This is a genomic window from Bryocella elongata (assembly GCF_900108185.1).
GTDB classification, from domain to species: Bacteria; Acidobacteriota; Terriglobia; order Terriglobales; family Acidobacteriaceae; genus Granulicella; species Granulicella elongata.
On the sequence record NZ_FNVA01000006.1, the window covers coordinates 1 to 15,573 of the forward strand.

Below are 15,573 nucleotides of genomic sequence, written 5' to 3' on the forward strand. Positions count from 1 at the left end.
TGAGGCTCGTACGCATAGCTCGACCGGTCCACATCCAGCCCGGGGTCCCCAGCGGCAGGTCTTCGGCGCTGGGGTGGAGCAGCTTGCAGGCCCGGCATTCGCTCAGTCCGTGCTCGGCCTGAACGAACGCCACCTCCGCCCTTAGACCGGCAAGCTTCAGCCCGCGGTTCTCATCCTCCAGGCCCTTCAGCCGCTGTGCCTCGGCTACGTCCATCCCACCGTACTTCGGCTTCCAGGCATAGAACGTCGCCGCGCTGATCCCGTGCTCCCGGCACAACTCCGCCGTCTTCACGCCCGCCTCGTGCTGCTTCAAGATCCCGATGATCTGCTCTTCGCTAAACCGACTCTTCTTCATCCTCCGTCCTCCCGTTCCCATTACGAGAGAACTCCAGATCCAACTGGCAGAGTTTGCTGGGGGCAGGTCACAGCCAAGAAAAGCCCGCGAAAGCGGGCTTTTTACTTGGAAAGCTCTCTAGAGAGAGATCCTTTGCCGCGCTAACTCGAGAGACTTCTCTGCCTCGGGGTCTCTCGTATCTCCTCGGCCGAGGCATCCACGATGCTAGCGCCCTCGAAGGTGGCACGTCGCTACTGACCTTGGAGCTCTAAAGAAAACGTTAATTACTTATTTTCAATTGCTTATGCGGCCTGGTGCACCAGCTGCGATGCATGCCTGGTTGACAGTGGATGAGCGCAATAGGCGAAGATAAGGCGAATGTGCGCGCTGACCCTTTCTACCCAAACCCGGCTGCAGGTGGAGTCTGCGCTGGCGCGCAAGGCGCCTTCCGCACTCACTCCTCGGCCGCGGACGATCCGCGAGCGCATGGGGTCAGGCTCAGAGATCCTCGACCATCTGCTGGATGGTGGCTTGCCTGTTGGAGCGGTTTCGGAGTTTGTGGGCATTACGGGGTCGGGCAGGACGACCATGGCACTGGCGTTCGCGGCGGCCATGGCGCAGGAGGCGCGCGTTGCGGCGTGGGTAGATGTCGCCGATGCGTTCGACCCCGCCAGTGCGGCGCTGAACGGCGTGGATCTGGAGCGGCTGCTGTGGGTGCGTTGTGCATGCACGGGCGCTCCTTCAGCGGACAAGGGCGGTGAGGCCATGGCGCCCTCGCGCTCCACTATGCTGCATGCCACGCAACCCCCGTCACCGCTGCGAGGCGGGGGTAGTCCGCATCCGCGTTCGGAGGGCCTGGGGATGCCTGAAGCCATCCAGGCGATGATGCAGGCTCATGGAGGCCTCAACGATCATCAGGAGAGGCGCGAGCGGAAGAAGGTTGGCACACCGGGAATGCCGAACCGCCCGCTATCGCCGGTGCTGGATCGCGAAGAACAGGTACCCACTGACCGACAGCCGCCACGGCGCGAGAAGGTTATCCGTGGCGTGCAGGCGGGCAGAGACAATGCCGGCCGACGAGTCGACATTCAGGCCATGGAGGCAGCGCAGGGTGGTCCGCGTTGCGCGGAGCCGAAGCCGCATCCGCGCAAGAGTCCGGAGACAGCGCAGGTGAAGGCGGCGGTGATGCAGGCTGCTGCGGCCCAGGCAGCTCGAGCTTTAGATCCAGTTCGCCAGACTTCCGGTGCAACGTCCGCTCCTCGTCCCAAGAGGTCGTGGACAGATCTCGATCATGCATTGCGAGTCACTGATCTGTTGTTGCAGGCCGGAGGTTTTGGGCTCATCGTGCTGGACCTGGGAGACACGCCTGCAGAGAGGAGCTGGCGCATCCCGCTGGCGACGTGGTTTCGGTACCGTGCCGCGTGCGAGCGCTCGCGCACGAGCCTGCTATTGCTCACACAGCACCCGTGCGCGCGATCCAGCGCCGAGCTTGTCGTCCGTATGGAGGCCGGCGTGATGGAGTCCGCGGGCAAGGTGCTGACTGGCATGCGCTTCCGCATGGAGATCGAGCGGCAGCGCTTCCAGCACGTGCAAGCGGAGTATGAATCGAACCTCGTTGCCTTTCGCAAGGCACCGCAGCGCGCGGAACCTGGCGAAGCGAAAGGCATGTGGAGAGGACGCGCGTCATGGGCCGTGTAGAGCCGCAATACGTGTGCGTGCATGTGCCTGAGTTCCCGGCGCAGGCACGGCTGCGGGTGCGGCCGGAGCAAGCGCTGGAGCCTGTGGTCATCCTCGAAGGTGAGCCGCCGTTGCAGGAGGTTTGCAGCACGACACGGAAGGCTCGGCAGCTTGCCGTAACGAACGGTATGACGCGTGCGCAGGTGGAGGCGATTTCCGGACTCGTCCTGCTGCAACGTTCCATCGTGGAGGAGCGTGCAACGCGGTCCGCCATGCTGGGCATCGCCGCTGTGTTTACTCCGCGTGTGCAGGTCGTAGATACGCCGGCGAGCCTGACGTGCGTGTTCGACATGGCAGGTTCCGAGCTGCTCTTTGGAGGTGTGCAGGATTCGACCCGATCGATTGCTCGTGCCGTGCGCTCTCTTGGGCTGAGGAGTCATCTTGCGGTCAGCGCCAACTTCCATGCTGCGGTATGTGCCGCTCCCTACGCTCTGCGCGGACCATGCATCCTTGCCCATCATCGTGAGCATGAGCACCTTGGTCGACTTCCTGTTGTGGCCTTACCGCTCACGGAAGAGCAGGCAAAGACCTTCGATCTATGGGGAATCCGCACCCTTGCGGAGCTGGCAGCGCTGCCGGAGACGGATCTGATTACGCGGCTGGGGCAGGAGGGCAAGCGGTTGCGTTCGATGGCGCGCGGAGAATGGCCGCATCTTATGGTGCCCGAGGAGGCGGCATTCACGCTGGAGGAGTTCGTGGAGTTCGATGCCCCGGAAGATCGGCTGGAAGCTCTGCTGTTCGTTGCTGGCCCCATGCTCGATCAACTCATCGCGCGTGCCAAGATGCACGCGCTGTCGCTCGCGTCGGTGACGATCACGCTGCCGCTCGATGGTGGCGGGGAGCACGTGCGCACGCTGAAGCCCGCGCTCCCGCTGGCTGATCGTGCAGTTCTGCTGAAGCTGATGAACCTCGACCTGCAAGCACATCCACCCTCGGCGGCGGTGATGGGCTTGTGGCTTCACGCAGAGCCGGGCAAGCGTGGCAAGGTGCAGATGGGACTCTTCAGCCCGCAGCTTCCAGAGCCGACGCGGCTGGATGTGACGCTCGCGCAGATTGAGGCGATGGTAGGTGAAGGGCGCGTGGGGTCGCCGCGGCTTTCCGATACGCATCGGCCGGACAGCTTCACCATGGAACGCTTCGCTTCGCCCGCGAAGCCTTCGAATATATCAAGGCCGCAGCTTTCGACAGCGCTTCGCCGCGTGCGTGCACCGTTGGGGTTGCGCGTGTGGCTAGACGCTCCTGCTCGCAGGCCGAAGTCGTTCGCTTTCGAGAGCAGGCATTACACGGTCGCAGAAGCCTATGGCCCGTGGCGGCAGAGCGGAGAGTGGTGGAGCGAACGCGTGTGGTCGCGGGAGGAGTGGGATGTGCGCGCGGTGTGCGGCGAGAGCGTGCTGCTCTGCGTGCTTGCGCATGATCTGTTACGGGAGTTCTGGCAGATCGAGGCGTTCTATGACTGAGGGCTATATAGAGCTTCATGCAGCCAGCGCGTTCAGCTTCCTTGAAGGCGCCTCGCAGCCGGAGGATCTTGTGCGGAGGGCCATGGAGTTGAAGATGCCATCCATCGCGGTGCTCGATCGCAACGGCCTCTATGGCTCAGCCCGTGCGCACAGCGCAGCGAAAGAGAACGGAATGCGTGCTCATGTCGGTGCGGAGATCAGCGTGGCGGACCTGGGTTCGCGGCTGACGTTGCCGAAGGCACTGCCGCATCAGCACATAGCCGAGCCTGTGCGACTGCCTCTGCTCTGCACCTCGCGCGTTGGCTACCAGAACCTCTGTCAACTCATTACGCGCTTCAAGATGCGGGAACCGGCGAAGGGCGAAGGCGCGGCCCTGCTGGAGGATGTGCGCGAGTTTCGCGATGGATTGCTCTGCCTCACTGGCGGTGAGGAGGGACCGCTGGCTGCTGCACTTGCTGCCGGAGGGGAAGTCGAAGGGCGCAGATGTGTGGCGCAGCTCACGGAGATCTTCGGCGTACATAACGTCTACGTTGAGCTGCAACGTCATGGCTCGCGGGCAGAGGAGGCTCGCAACCAGGCGGCGATTCGCATTGCGGAGTCGCTGCGCCTGCCGCTACTTGCCGCCAACGGCGTGCGGTATGCCACGCAGGTAGAGCGTGAGGTGCTGGATGTCTTCACCTCTATCCGCCACCATGTCTCGCTCGACGAGGCAGGCCGGTTGTTGCAGGCTAACTCGCAGCGTCATATCCGTACCGCACGAACGATGCGTGGGCTCTTTCACGATCTGCCCGAGGCGATTGAGAACACGGTGTATGTTTCCCAAAGGCTTGAGTTTGAGCTGAATAACCTTGGCTACGAGTTTCCAAGTTACGACACACCGAATGGCGAGCCCATGGAGGTCTTCCTGCGCAAACGAGTTGCGGAAGGCATCAGCGTGCGGTATGGACCGAAGAACGACCCTGAGCTATTGGCGAAGGCGCAGAGGCAAGCGGAGCACGAGCTCGCATTGATCGAGAAGCTCGGCTTCTGCGGCTACTTCCTCATCGTGTGGGATATCGTGCGCTACTGCAAGACGCACGACATCCTCATTCAGGGCCGCGGCAGCGCAGCGAACTCTGTAGTCTGCTATGCGCTGGAGATCACCGCCATCGACCCCGTAGGCATGGATCTGCTCTTCGAGCGCTTCCTCAACGAGAATCGCAAGGAGTGGCCGGATGTCGACCTCGACCTTCCCTCCGGCGACAAGCGTGAGCAGGCCATCCAGTATGTCTACCAGCGTTACGGGCAGCTCGGTGCGGCGATGACCGCGAACGTCATCAGCTATCGCGGCAAGAGCGCGGCGCGTGAGGTCGGCAAAGCGCTGGGCTTCGATGCGGAGACGCTGGCGCGGCTGACGGGACTGATCGGCCACTGGGAGTGGCGCAAGAAAGGTGAGACCATTGGCGACAACTTCGGGCATGCAGGCTTCGATGTGAGTCATTGGCGCATCGCGAAGTATGTGGAGCTGTGCGAACGCTTGCAAGACCTGCCGCGCCACCTCGGGCAGCACTCCGGTGGTATGGTCATCTGCCAGGGGCACCTCAATAAGGTGGTGCCATTGGAGCGTGCGTCCATGCCCGGCCGCAGCGTGGTCCAGTGGGATAAAGAAGACTGTGGCGACCTCGGCCTGGTGAAGATCGACCTCCTCGGCCTTGGCATGATGGCTGTGATGAAGGATTGCCTCACGCTTATTCCCGAGCACTATGGTGTTGGTGTCGATCTTGCGCAGCTTCCACAGGATGATCCCGAGGTCTACGACACGCTGTGCAGGGCGGATACCGTGGGCATGTTCCAGGTGGAGAGCCGTGCACAGATGGCATCGATCCCGCGCAATGCACCACGCAGGTTCTATGACCTCGTCGTGCAGGTGGCAATCATCAGGCCGGGCCCGATCGTAGGCAAGATGATGCACCCCTACATGCGGCGCAGGCAGAAGAAGGAGGCGATTACCTATCCTGTGCCGGAGCTGGAGCCCGTTCTCAAGCGAACGCTCGGCGTACCGCTTTTCCAGGAGCAGTTGTTACGCATCGCGATGGTCGTCGGCAACTTTAATGGCACGGAGGCCGATGAGCTGCGCAAGGCTGTCGGCATGCGGCGAAGCTGGAAGCGTATGCAGGAGCTGATGATGAAGCTTCGCAACGGCATGGCCGCGAACAATATCGCTCCGGAGACACAGGAGCACATCGTGCAGGGCATCCAATCATTCGCACTGTACGGCTTCCCCGAGTCACACGCCGCAAGCTTCGCACTCATCGCGTACGCCTCGGCCTACTTCAAAGTGAAGTATCTCGCCGCCTTCACTGCTGCGATGCTCAACAACCAGCCGATGGGCTTTTACTCCTCTGCCGTTCTGGTGAAGGATGCACAGCGACATGGGCTCAAGGTGCGTTACATCGATGTGCAAACTTCGCAAGAGATATGCATTGTGGAGCATGACGCCGATGGGTCGCTGTCGCTGCGATTGGGTTTGAATTATGTGCGAGGTCTGAAGGTCGCGGTGGCTCAGCAGCTTGTTGCGGTGCGCCGGTGCGGAGGGTTGTTTCGCAACGTGGATGATCTGGCTTTGCGTGTCCCTGCTCTCAACCGCAGCGATCTCGCTCAGCTTGCACGCATTGGCGCGCTTAACTCACTGGGAGGCGTGGAGCATCGCCGCGATGCCATCTGGCAGATCGAGCAGTCATCGCGCCCTGTGGGGCAACTGCTGCGCCAGGCCGCGGCTCATGCTGAAGGCGCCAACCCGCCACTGCGACAAATGAGCACAGGAGAACGGCTAGTGAGTGACTACTCCGGCACTAGCCTCACTACCGGTCCTCATCCCATGGCGTATCGCCGGGCCGAGTTGCGCAGGATGGGCGTGTTCTCTGCGCAGGAGCTTCAGAAGATGCGTGATGGACAGTACGTCACTGCAGCAGGTGCTGTCATCGCACGTCAACGGCCAGGTACCGCGCTGGGCTTCATCTTTCTTTCGATGGAAGATGAGACCGGCATCGCCAACGTCGTCATTCATCCAGACCTCTACGAGCAGCAACGCATGCTTGTTACACGCGGAAAATTTCTCAAGGTCTATGGACGGCTGCAGAACCAGGACACCGTCATCCATGTGAAGGCCGAGTATCTGGAGCTGATGACAACGGAGCCCCTTGATATGAAGTCGCATGATTTTCATTAGGGTTTGCGAGAAAAATTCGCGAGTGGGATGGTTGTTAGTTATTTTGTGGATGCCTTCTTCACGGTCATTGAGGAAAAACATTAGGTGTTTCGGCAATCATCATCGCCGTAAAGCATATCTTCTGTTGGAAGGCTTGCATGAGGCGGGTCCTATCATGCTTTGGGGTCGCGGAGCCTGGGAGCCGCAACCGGAATTCGACGATGTTGAGTGTTGTCTGCGTGGCCGTATCTTGCGGTTTACGCTACGCGGATAATAGCTGAAAGGTGGCCGGACCCTCGCCAGGGCGAGCAGTACACGCAATATGCCACGGCCAACTCGGACGCTCAGCAAACAAGCTCCATCGAGAGAAATACTCCGCCGCCATCCGAAAGTGGCATTCTGAGCGACGTCGCCCATGCCGACGCTGCCATGAGGTCAGCGTGAAGCTTGTCTGTGCGCGGTAGGTCGAGCGCGGGACGGTCTGGTATAGTCACGCCAACAGCCACCATTTCCCAGAGACCCACGAATAGCCTTTTGCAGGAGCGTATCGCCGTGATGCTTCGTCGCACCCTTGTTGCCTTCGCTGGACTTTGTCTTTGCCCCCTGGCGCTTCAGGCGCAGACCCATGGAGCGGGTCACGTTTCGTCGCCGAAGGAGGTGCTCGGCTTCAACATCGGCGATGATTACCAGCTGGCGAACTACACGCAGCTGGTGACGCTCTGGAAGAGGTGGGCGGGCGAGTCGAACCGGATGAAGCTGGAGGAGATCGGTAAGACGGCCGAGGGCCGGACCATGTACATGGTCACGATCTCGTCGCCGGAGAACCTGAAGCACCTGGACCGGTACAAGGAGATCTCGCGCAAGCTCTCGCTCGCGGAGGGGCTGACCGACGATCAGGCGCATGCGCTGGCGGCCGAAGGCAAGGCCGTGGTGTGGATCGACGGTGGTCTGCATGCAGCGGAGACAGAGGGATCGCAGCAGCTGATCGAGACGGTCTATCACCTGCTCTCGAGCAACGACCCCGAGGCGCTGCGGCTGCTTAACGATGACATTGTGCTGGCCGTGCTGGTGAACCCCGACGGCCAGGACATCATGGCGGACTGGTACATGCGCCAGACGGACACCTCGAAGCGCACGTTCATCGGCGTGCCGACGATGTACCACCACTACGCCGGGCACGATAACAATCGCGACTTCATCATGGACAACCTGCCCGAGTCGGAGGCGATCGCGAACCAGCTCTACCGGCAGTGGTATCCGCAGATTGTCTACAACCACCACCAGCTGGGGCCGACGGGCGCGATCGTGTTCGTGCCGCCCTTCCGCGATCCGTTCAACTACGTCTTCGATCCGCAGATCTCGCTGGAGGTGGAGGCCGTGGGCACGGCGATGAACCAACGGCTGGTGGAGCGGGGCATGGGCGGCTCCGCGCAGCGGGCGGGCGCGAACTACTCGACGTGGTGGAACGGAGGGTTGCGCACGGCGCCCTACTTCCACAACCAGATTGGCCTGCTGACGGAGATCATCGGCGCACCCACGCCGATCCCGGTGGAGTTTTCGCCAAGCAAGCAGCTGCCGAATGGCGACTGGCCGCTGCCCATCCCGCCGGGCATGTGGCACTTCCGCCAGTCGATTGACTACGATCTGCAGCTGAACCGCGCGGTGCTGGACTACGCATCGCGCAATCGCGACACGCTGCTCTACGACATCTACCGCATGGGCAAGAGCTCGATCGCCCGCGGCAGCGAGGACTCATGGACGATCTCGCCGAAGGCGATCGAGCGCGCGGTTGCGGCGTCTCGCAAGGCGGACCCGAAGCTGAAGGCGACCTCGGTGGCCGAAACGCTCGGAGCCATGGGTGATCCGACGACGATCCCCGGCAGCTTTTACACGACGGTGCTGCATGATCCGGCGCGGCGCGATCCGCGGGGGTACATCCTCTCCGCGGACCAGCCGGACTTCCCGACGGCCATCCGGTTCCTGAACGCGCTGATCAAGAACGGGGTCACAGTGCAGAAGGCCACGGCGGCCTTCACCGTGGACGGCAAGACCTACCCGGAGGGATCGTACGTGGTGCTGAGCGCGCAGGCGTTTCGGCCCGAGATCCTGGACTTCTTCGAGCCGCAGAACTATCCGAATGACTTCGCGTATCCCGGCGGCCCGCCGAAGCCACCGTATGACATGACGGGCTGGACGCTCGCCATGCAGATGGGCGTGCAGTATGACCGCGTGCTGAATGGCTTCACCGGCCCGTTCACTCCGGTCAAGGATCTGCTGGCATTCCCCGCGGCGAAGGTGGAGGCCGTGGCGCGCCCGGCGGGTTACCTGATCAGCCACCAGAGCAACAACTCGACGATCCTCGAGAACCGGCTGCTGAAGGCGGGACTGCCGCTGTCCTGGATGGAGCAGGAGGAGCACGTTGCAGGCAAGTCACTGGGGACGGGCGCCATCTGGGTGCCGGCGTCGGATGCGGCGAAGGCGATTGTCGAGAAGGCGGCGGATGAGCTGGGGATCGAGGCGCATGGCCTCGAGGAGAAGCCGGCCGGAGCGATGCTGAAGATCAAGCCGGTGCGGGTGGGGCTGGTGGATGTATACGGTGGGATGATTCCGGCGGGCTGGACGCGCTGGCTGCTGGAGCACTACGAGTTTCCATACAAGGTGGTCTATCCGCAGCAACTGGATGCGGGCAGCCTGAAGGACCAGTTCGACGTGCTTGTGTTCCCGAGCTCGGTGTATGGGCTGGATGGTCGCTACTCCAGCATCCCGATGCCGCCGGTGGGCTATGCGATCTCGGGCACGGGGATCGTGCACAGCGAGCCAGCCGCGGCGGATGTACCCGACGCCTACAAGGCGACGACGGGATTCATCACCGCGGACAAGACGATTCCCATGCTGAATCAGTTTGTGGCCGCGGGTGGAACCGTAGTGGCGGAGGGGACCTCCGCTGCGCTGGGTGCCGCGCTGGGGCTGCCGGTGTCGGACCACCTGACGGAGATGGGCGCGGACGGCAAGCTGCATCATCTGCCGGGAGAGAAGTTCTATATTCCCGGTTCGCTGCTGAAGCTGAACATCGACAACACCTCGCCGCTTGCGTACGGGATGCCGAAGCAGGTGGCTCTTTACTACGACAACAACCCGGTGTTCAACCTCGCTCCCGATGCGCAGCATAGCCACACGACGGCGATCGGCTGGTTCAGCGGCACCGATCTGGAACTGAGCGGATGGGCCTGGGGGCAGCAGTACCTCGATGGCGGAAGCCCGTTCGTGACCTCGAAGATCGGGGCAGGGCGGGTGACGCTGCTGGGGACGGACGTGACCTTCCGCGCGCAGCCGGCGGCGACGTTCAAGCTGCTCTTCAATAGTCTGCTGCTGAGCTCAGCGGAGGAAGCCAAGCCCTGATTCAGGGAAATCGTGAAGCCTTGCCTGGCACGAGAGTAGGCCACTGAGAATTCAACCTGTCTGACCCGGTTTGCCGGATGAGGCAGGATGTACACTGCCACGTAACACTTCCCATCTTGCTTCCCTTGTCACGGTTCGTGCTTTCCCAGGCCCCTCTCATGGAATCTACGGCTCCCGCACAAGACCCGGATGATGTGACCTTGCTGCTCCAGGCGTGGTCGCAAGGAGAGCCGCTCGCAGCCGACCGGCTGTTCGAGCGGGTTTATCCGCATCTCCGCTACATTGCTTCGGCTTTGTTTCGAGGGGAACGCAAGGACACGGTGCTGCAACCGACCATCGTGGTGCATGAGCTGTTTCTGAAGCTCATCCGGCAGCGGAAGCTACAGTTTGAAGATCGCCAACACTTTTATGGCTTATGCGCAAAGCTGATGCGGCGGATCCTGATTGACCGTGCGCGCGAACAGCGGCGGCTGAAGCGCGATGGCGGGATTGCGATTGAGCTGGAAGAGCACCTGGCGTGGGTCGATGCGAGGGATGCCGGCTGGATGGACGTGGACCGGGTGCTGATGGAGCTGGAGGCGCTGGATCCGAAGATGTTGCGCATCCTCGAGCTACGGTTCTTCCTGGGCTGCACGGCGACGGAGACTGCGGAATTGACTGGGATCTCGAAGTCCACGGTGGATCGTGCGCTGCGATTTTTGCGCGGATGGCTGTATGAACGGCTACGGCCTCAAGGTGCCTGACCCATTCTTCGCGCGCAACGCGCGATCTTCTGTAGACAAACATGGCTGAGATGGATGACGTTCGCGAATTCCACGAGATTCAGGAACTCTTCGATCTGATGGTGGACCTGCCTTCTGAAGAGCGCGAGCAGCTTCTGAATGTGCGGGGCGTCGGGGGTGCAACTCGGCGGCGGCTGGCGACGATGCTGGAGGGCGCCGAGCTGCCTGAGATGGATGCGGCAGGCGTGGCCGCGGCGACGCATGTGGGACAGAGGGTCGGAGGTTTCCGGCTTGTACAGCTGCTCGGTGCGGGCGGAATGGGCGCGGTGTATCTTGCGGATCGCGTGGGGCAGGGGGAGCCTCGTCGCGTCGCGGTAAAGCTGATGGCTCCGCATGCGGCTGGGCCAGACTTCGTGCGTCGATTCGAACGCGAGCAGCACAACCTGGCGGAGCTGGATCATCCGCACATTGCGCGGCTGATCGAGAGCGGTATCAGCCCGGAGGGCGCGCCCTACCTGGCGATGGAGTATGTCGCGGGTGAGCATATCGATCGCTACTGCGATGCGCAGAGGCTCGGCGTGCGGGAACGCATCGGGTTGCTGGCGCAGGTGTGCGACGCGGTGAGCTACGCACACCGGAACCTGATCCTCCACCTCGACATCAAGCCCTCGAACATCCTGGTGACTCGTGAGGGCAGCGTGAAGCTGCTGGACTTTGGCACCTCGCGGCTGATTGCAGGGGACAGCCTGCTGACGACAGCGGCGATGGCCACGCCAGCGTATGCGAGCCCGGAGCAGCTACGGAATGATTCACTGACAACGGCTTGTGATGTGTATTCGCTGGGCGCGGTGCTCTACACGCTGCTGTGCGGAAGACGCCCGGTGGAGGATACGTCGATCATTGCGCTGATGGAGCGCGTGTTCCGCGAGGAAGAACCTGCCCCGCTGGAAGATGGGATTACCGAAGACGCTGCGGCTTTGCGAGGAGCAACCGCGACGCGGCTGCGGCAGGTGCTGCGTGGAGACCTCTCTACGATTGCAGCGCGATGTCTGCGGTCCCTGCCCGGGCAACGTTACGCGACGGTGGATGCCTTGGCGGACGATCTGCGACGTTACCTGGATGGGCGCGAGGTGCTGGCTCGTCCGCAGACGACAACGTACCGGCTGAGCAAGTTTGCGCGGCGTAACGTGAAGGCGCTTGCGGCGACGATCGCCGTGATGCTGGTGGTGGCGGGTACGCTGGGTTACGCGGCGTGGCGTCAGCACCAGGCGGTGATTCAGGGCGAGCGTGCGCAGCAGATGCAGAGCTTTCTCTATGACCTGTTCCGCATCGCTAACTCCAATTACACAGGCAAGCCCGCGGCTACGGTTCCGGAGTTCCTGGAGCTGGGCGTGAAGATACTTCCGGACTTTATCCATGATCCGGACGACCTCCGGCACGCGCAGCTGGCGCTGGGTGAGTCGATGCTCCATGATGGCGCGCTGGCTCCGGCGGAGCGTACGTTGCTTTCGGTGCGCGACCAGGCGAAGGCCTCGGGAGATTCCTCATCGCAGGCGGAGGCGGATGCCTTTGACGGCCCGCTGGAGGCGCGGCTCGGCCACATGGAGCAGGCCCTGGCGATCTCGCAGGAGGCGCTGGACCTGACGGAGCGGAAGGTCCCGATTCCGGCGCTGCGCGTGTGGGCGGAGCTGGGCTACGCGGAAGTCCGCGAGAATGGCGGAGTTCCTTCAGACCGCAGTCTGCAACTGCTGCGCGATGCTGTGGACACGGCGCGACGGAAGAAGCTATCGGACAGGATCGTGGGTGCTGCGCAGTATGCGCTGGCCAGCGATTTGGAGATCCGGGGACAGCTGGATGAAGCGGATCGGCTGATCCGAGACGACCTGGCGATCTACCTGCGCGAGCCGTATGCGGCGTGCGACCAGTCGAAGATGTACGGCGACCTGGGATTCATTGCCGGGGCGCGCGGTGATGTTGCGGCGAGTGTTCCGCTGTTCCGAAAGGCGTATGACGGAGCCCTCGCCTGCGCGGGACCCGACAACAATTCGACGTTGGTGATTGAGGACTTTCTGGCGGGAGCGATGCTGCATTCGGGCGATGCGCCCGGCGCCGTACGTGTGATGCGGGACGCCCTGCCGCGCTGGAAGAAGTTGGGCAGCGGAGGAACAGACCTTTCGAATGCGCTGTTCTACACGGCGTCGGCGTTGCTCGCGAACCATGAGCTGGCGGAGGCCGAGACAACCGCGAGGGAGCTCATCGAGAACGTGTACCGGTTCTCACCTCCCGGGAGCCACACAGTGGGCTCGTGCGAGAAGACGCTGGCGGAGATCCTGATCGCCGAGGGCAAGGACGAAGAGGCGCTGGCGCACGCACGGACGGCGGACACGGTTCTGACGGCGACTGCGAACTCACCGGCGTTCCAGGCGCAGGCGCAGAAGATGCATGTGGAACGGCTGGCGCTCGAGGCGCGGCTGGGCGATAAGGGAGCGCCGTAGCTCCCTTGGGTGAGGCGCAAGGATCCTGTTCGCACACGATCACCTCGACCACACCCCGGGGGCCCGGGGCACGTGGCTTCGGTGACGTTCAGCTTGATGCCGAAGGCCGGGCTGGCCAACGCCACGACGATCACGAACCAGGCGAACATTTTGTTCGATTCTGACGTGGCGATCGCGACAGGTTGAGTCTTGCGTGCATGGTGCGTACTGCTGGAAGAATTGGCGGATCAGAAGCGATGGCAAAGCGAACAGGCGCTTCGTTTGAAGAGTGATTAGGATGGAGAGCTATCTCGGAGGATGCCTTCTTGAAAGGAGAGCAGCAAAAAGCCCGCGAGTGCGGGCCTTTTGCTGTGACGATGTCTAACTACTCCTTCGCTTCGATCCAAGCGTTGGGCCTACTTCGCTGGTGCGAGTGCAATCTCCAAATGCTTGGTGGCCGCATCGAGAGACTTGATGGTAAAGCTCCGCACCTGGCCAGAGCGAACATCTTCCGTCGACTTGCTCGACGATGTGGCCGACCCGGAGCCGCCGGACTTCCACTTCGAATTGAGCATGGAGCTGAAGGCCGAGAGGTCGACGGCTCCGGTGGTGACTGGAGCTGGTGCCGCAGCAGGAGCAGCGGCGGGCAGCGTGCAAGTCACGAGGATACCTTCGCCGAGTTCGACGCGCGCCACGCCGTTTTCGACCGAGACGACGCGGCCGGTGACGGTGTCGCCCACCGAATGTTCGGCGACGAACTCGTCGAGGCCGGTAGGAACGAGCCCCTTGATGCTGAGACGAAGTTTGCGTCCCGCCTGGTCGATCTCGAGAACCTGCGCTTTGACGATCTCGCCGACGCGGAGAACGTCGGAGGGGTGGTTGAGACGGCGATCTGCGGTGATCTCGCTGATGTGAACCAGCCCCTGAACGCCTTCCGCGACGGTGATGAAGGCACCGAACGGAGTCATGGTGGCGACGGGGCCTTCGACTACCGAGCCGGCCGTCATGCGCTGCGCCGCTTCAACCCAGGGGTCGCCGAGAGTCTGCTTCAGGCCGAGCGAGATGCGGCGGTCTTCGGGAGAGATCGAAAGGATGACCGCTTCGATCACATCACCGACGTTCGCCACCTCGGTCGCTTTGTGAATGCGCTTGGACCAGGACATCTCGGAGAGATGAATGAGGCCTTCCACGCCGGGAGCGATCTCGACGAACGCGCCAAAGTCCGCGATGCGGGTGACGGTGCCACGCACGCGGCCTCCGACGGTGAAGGTCGCAGCCACGTTGTCCCACGGATGCGGCTGAAGCTGCTTGAGGCCGAGCGAAAGGCGGTTGCCCGTTGCGTCGACCTTGAGCACCTGCAGATCGAGCGTCTGGCCGACTTCGAGGATGTCTGCGGGGCTGTTGACGCGGGTCCAGGAGATGTCGCTGATGTGCAGCAGGCCGTCGATGCCGCCGAGATCGATGAAGGCGCCGAAGTCGGTGAGGGAGCGAACCGTGCCGCTGACGATGGCGCCTTCTTGAAGCTCATTGAAGCGCTGGCCCTTCAGGATGGCAGCTTCAGCTTCGGTGACCACGCGGCGGTCGAGCACGACGTCTTCCGCGGCAACATCGAGCTTGGTGATCTTCGCGAGGATCTCCTGCCCGACGAGCTTCTCCATCTCCGCCGCGTCGCGCGTGCCGGTGCGGGAGGCGGGGATGAAGGCGCGCACGCCCACATCGACCGTCAGGCCGCCCTTGACGACGGCAGTAACGGTACCGGTGATGTTGGTGCCGTCGGTGAAGGCCTTCTGCAGCCCGCTCCAGTCCGTGACCTTCGGCGCGCGGAAGAGTGATAGCTGGTAGTAGCCGTCAGGATCGCGGCCCTTGACGGAGACGATCAGGGAATCGCCGGGCTTTGGGGCTTCCGTGGCCTTGGGGAACGCCGTGAGAGCGAGAATGCCCTCGGATTTGAAGCCGATATCGACGAAGACGGACTCGGCGTCGACGGTAACAACAGTGCCCTGGATCTGCCGGCCTTCTTCGCCCAGTCGCCGGTTGCTGGTCTTCTGGTAGGCGGAGAATATATCGGCGAAAGCTTCTTCGGGCTCTTCGGGTTCGGCGAGGACAGGCTGGGTCTGTTCGGGCAGCGTGGTGGAAGCTGCGGGGTCGACGATGGACTCTGGGGTGGTGACTTCGTTTGATTCGGACATGAAAGCGAAACCCTTCAAAGATCAAGCGATCGCGTTGATCTTTCTCAATTCTGGGTCAGGATATCAGGGTGGCG

8 protein-coding genes are annotated in these 15,573 nt (G+C 62.5%); 6 read left to right on the forward strand and 2 right to left on the reverse strand.

The window, feature by feature from the left end; all coding sequences use genetic code 11:
• Positions 1–355: transposase (locus tag C4S68_RS23645; RefSeq protein ID WP_235011652.1), on the reverse strand; the 355-nt coding region annotated here is incomplete at its 3' end.
• 357 nt (positions 356–712) lie between these two features.
• Between C4S68_RS23645 and C4S68_RS16210 the strand changes: the two genes are divergently transcribed.
• The 6 genes from C4S68_RS16210 (at position 713) to C4S68_RS16235 (ending at position 13,331) form a co-directional block, all read left to right on the forward strand.
• A complete protein-coding gene (locus C4S68_RS16210) occupies positions 713–2,032 on the forward strand; it encodes a P-loop NTPase family protein (RefSeq protein WP_103934162.1) in 1,320 nt (439 codons plus the stop codon).
• Entirely contained in the window at positions 2,020–3,528 is a 1,509-nt protein-coding gene (locus C4S68_RS16215; RefSeq protein WP_103934163.1) for a Y-family DNA polymerase, read from the forward strand. The genes C4S68_RS16210 and C4S68_RS16215 overlap by 13 nt, the downstream gene beginning before the upstream one ends.
• Positions 3,521–6,736 (forward strand): DNA polymerase III subunit alpha, encoded by a 3,216-nt coding sequence (locus C4S68_RS16220; RefSeq protein WP_103934164.1) that lies wholly within the window; start codon positions 3,521–3,523, stop codon positions 6,734–6,736. Before C4S68_RS16215 ends, C4S68_RS16220 begins: the two co-directional genes overlap by 8 nt.
• Positions 6,737–7,270: 534 nt before the next feature.
• Positions 7,271–10,114 carry a M14 family metallopeptidase gene (locus tag C4S68_RS16225; RefSeq protein ID WP_103934165.1) on the forward strand — a complete coding sequence of 948 codons (2,844 nt, stop codon included), beginning with the start codon at positions 7,271–7,273 and terminating at the stop codon, positions 10,112–10,114.
• Positions 10,115–10,272: 158 nt separating this feature from the next.
• The gene (locus tag C4S68_RS16230) at positions 10,273–10,857 is read left to right on the forward strand and encodes an ECF-type sigma factor (RefSeq protein ID WP_160115193.1); all 585 of its coding nucleotides are present in this window, start codon (positions 10,273–10,275) and stop codon (positions 10,855–10,857) included.
• A gap of 41 nt (positions 10,858–10,898) precedes the next feature.
• Positions 10,899–13,331, forward strand: a complete 2,433-nt coding sequence (locus tag C4S68_RS16235) for a serine/threonine protein kinase (RefSeq protein WP_103934167.1) — start codon at positions 10,899–10,901, stop codon at positions 13,329–13,331.
• Positions 13,332–13,726: 395 nt separating this feature from the next.
• Here the strand turns inward: C4S68_RS16235 and C4S68_RS16240 are convergent, their stop codons facing one another.
• Entirely contained in the window at positions 13,727–15,499 is a 1,773-nt protein-coding gene (locus C4S68_RS16240) for a S1 RNA-binding domain-containing protein (RefSeq protein WP_103934168.1), read from the reverse strand.
• Positions 15,500–15,573 lie beyond the last annotated feature (74 nt).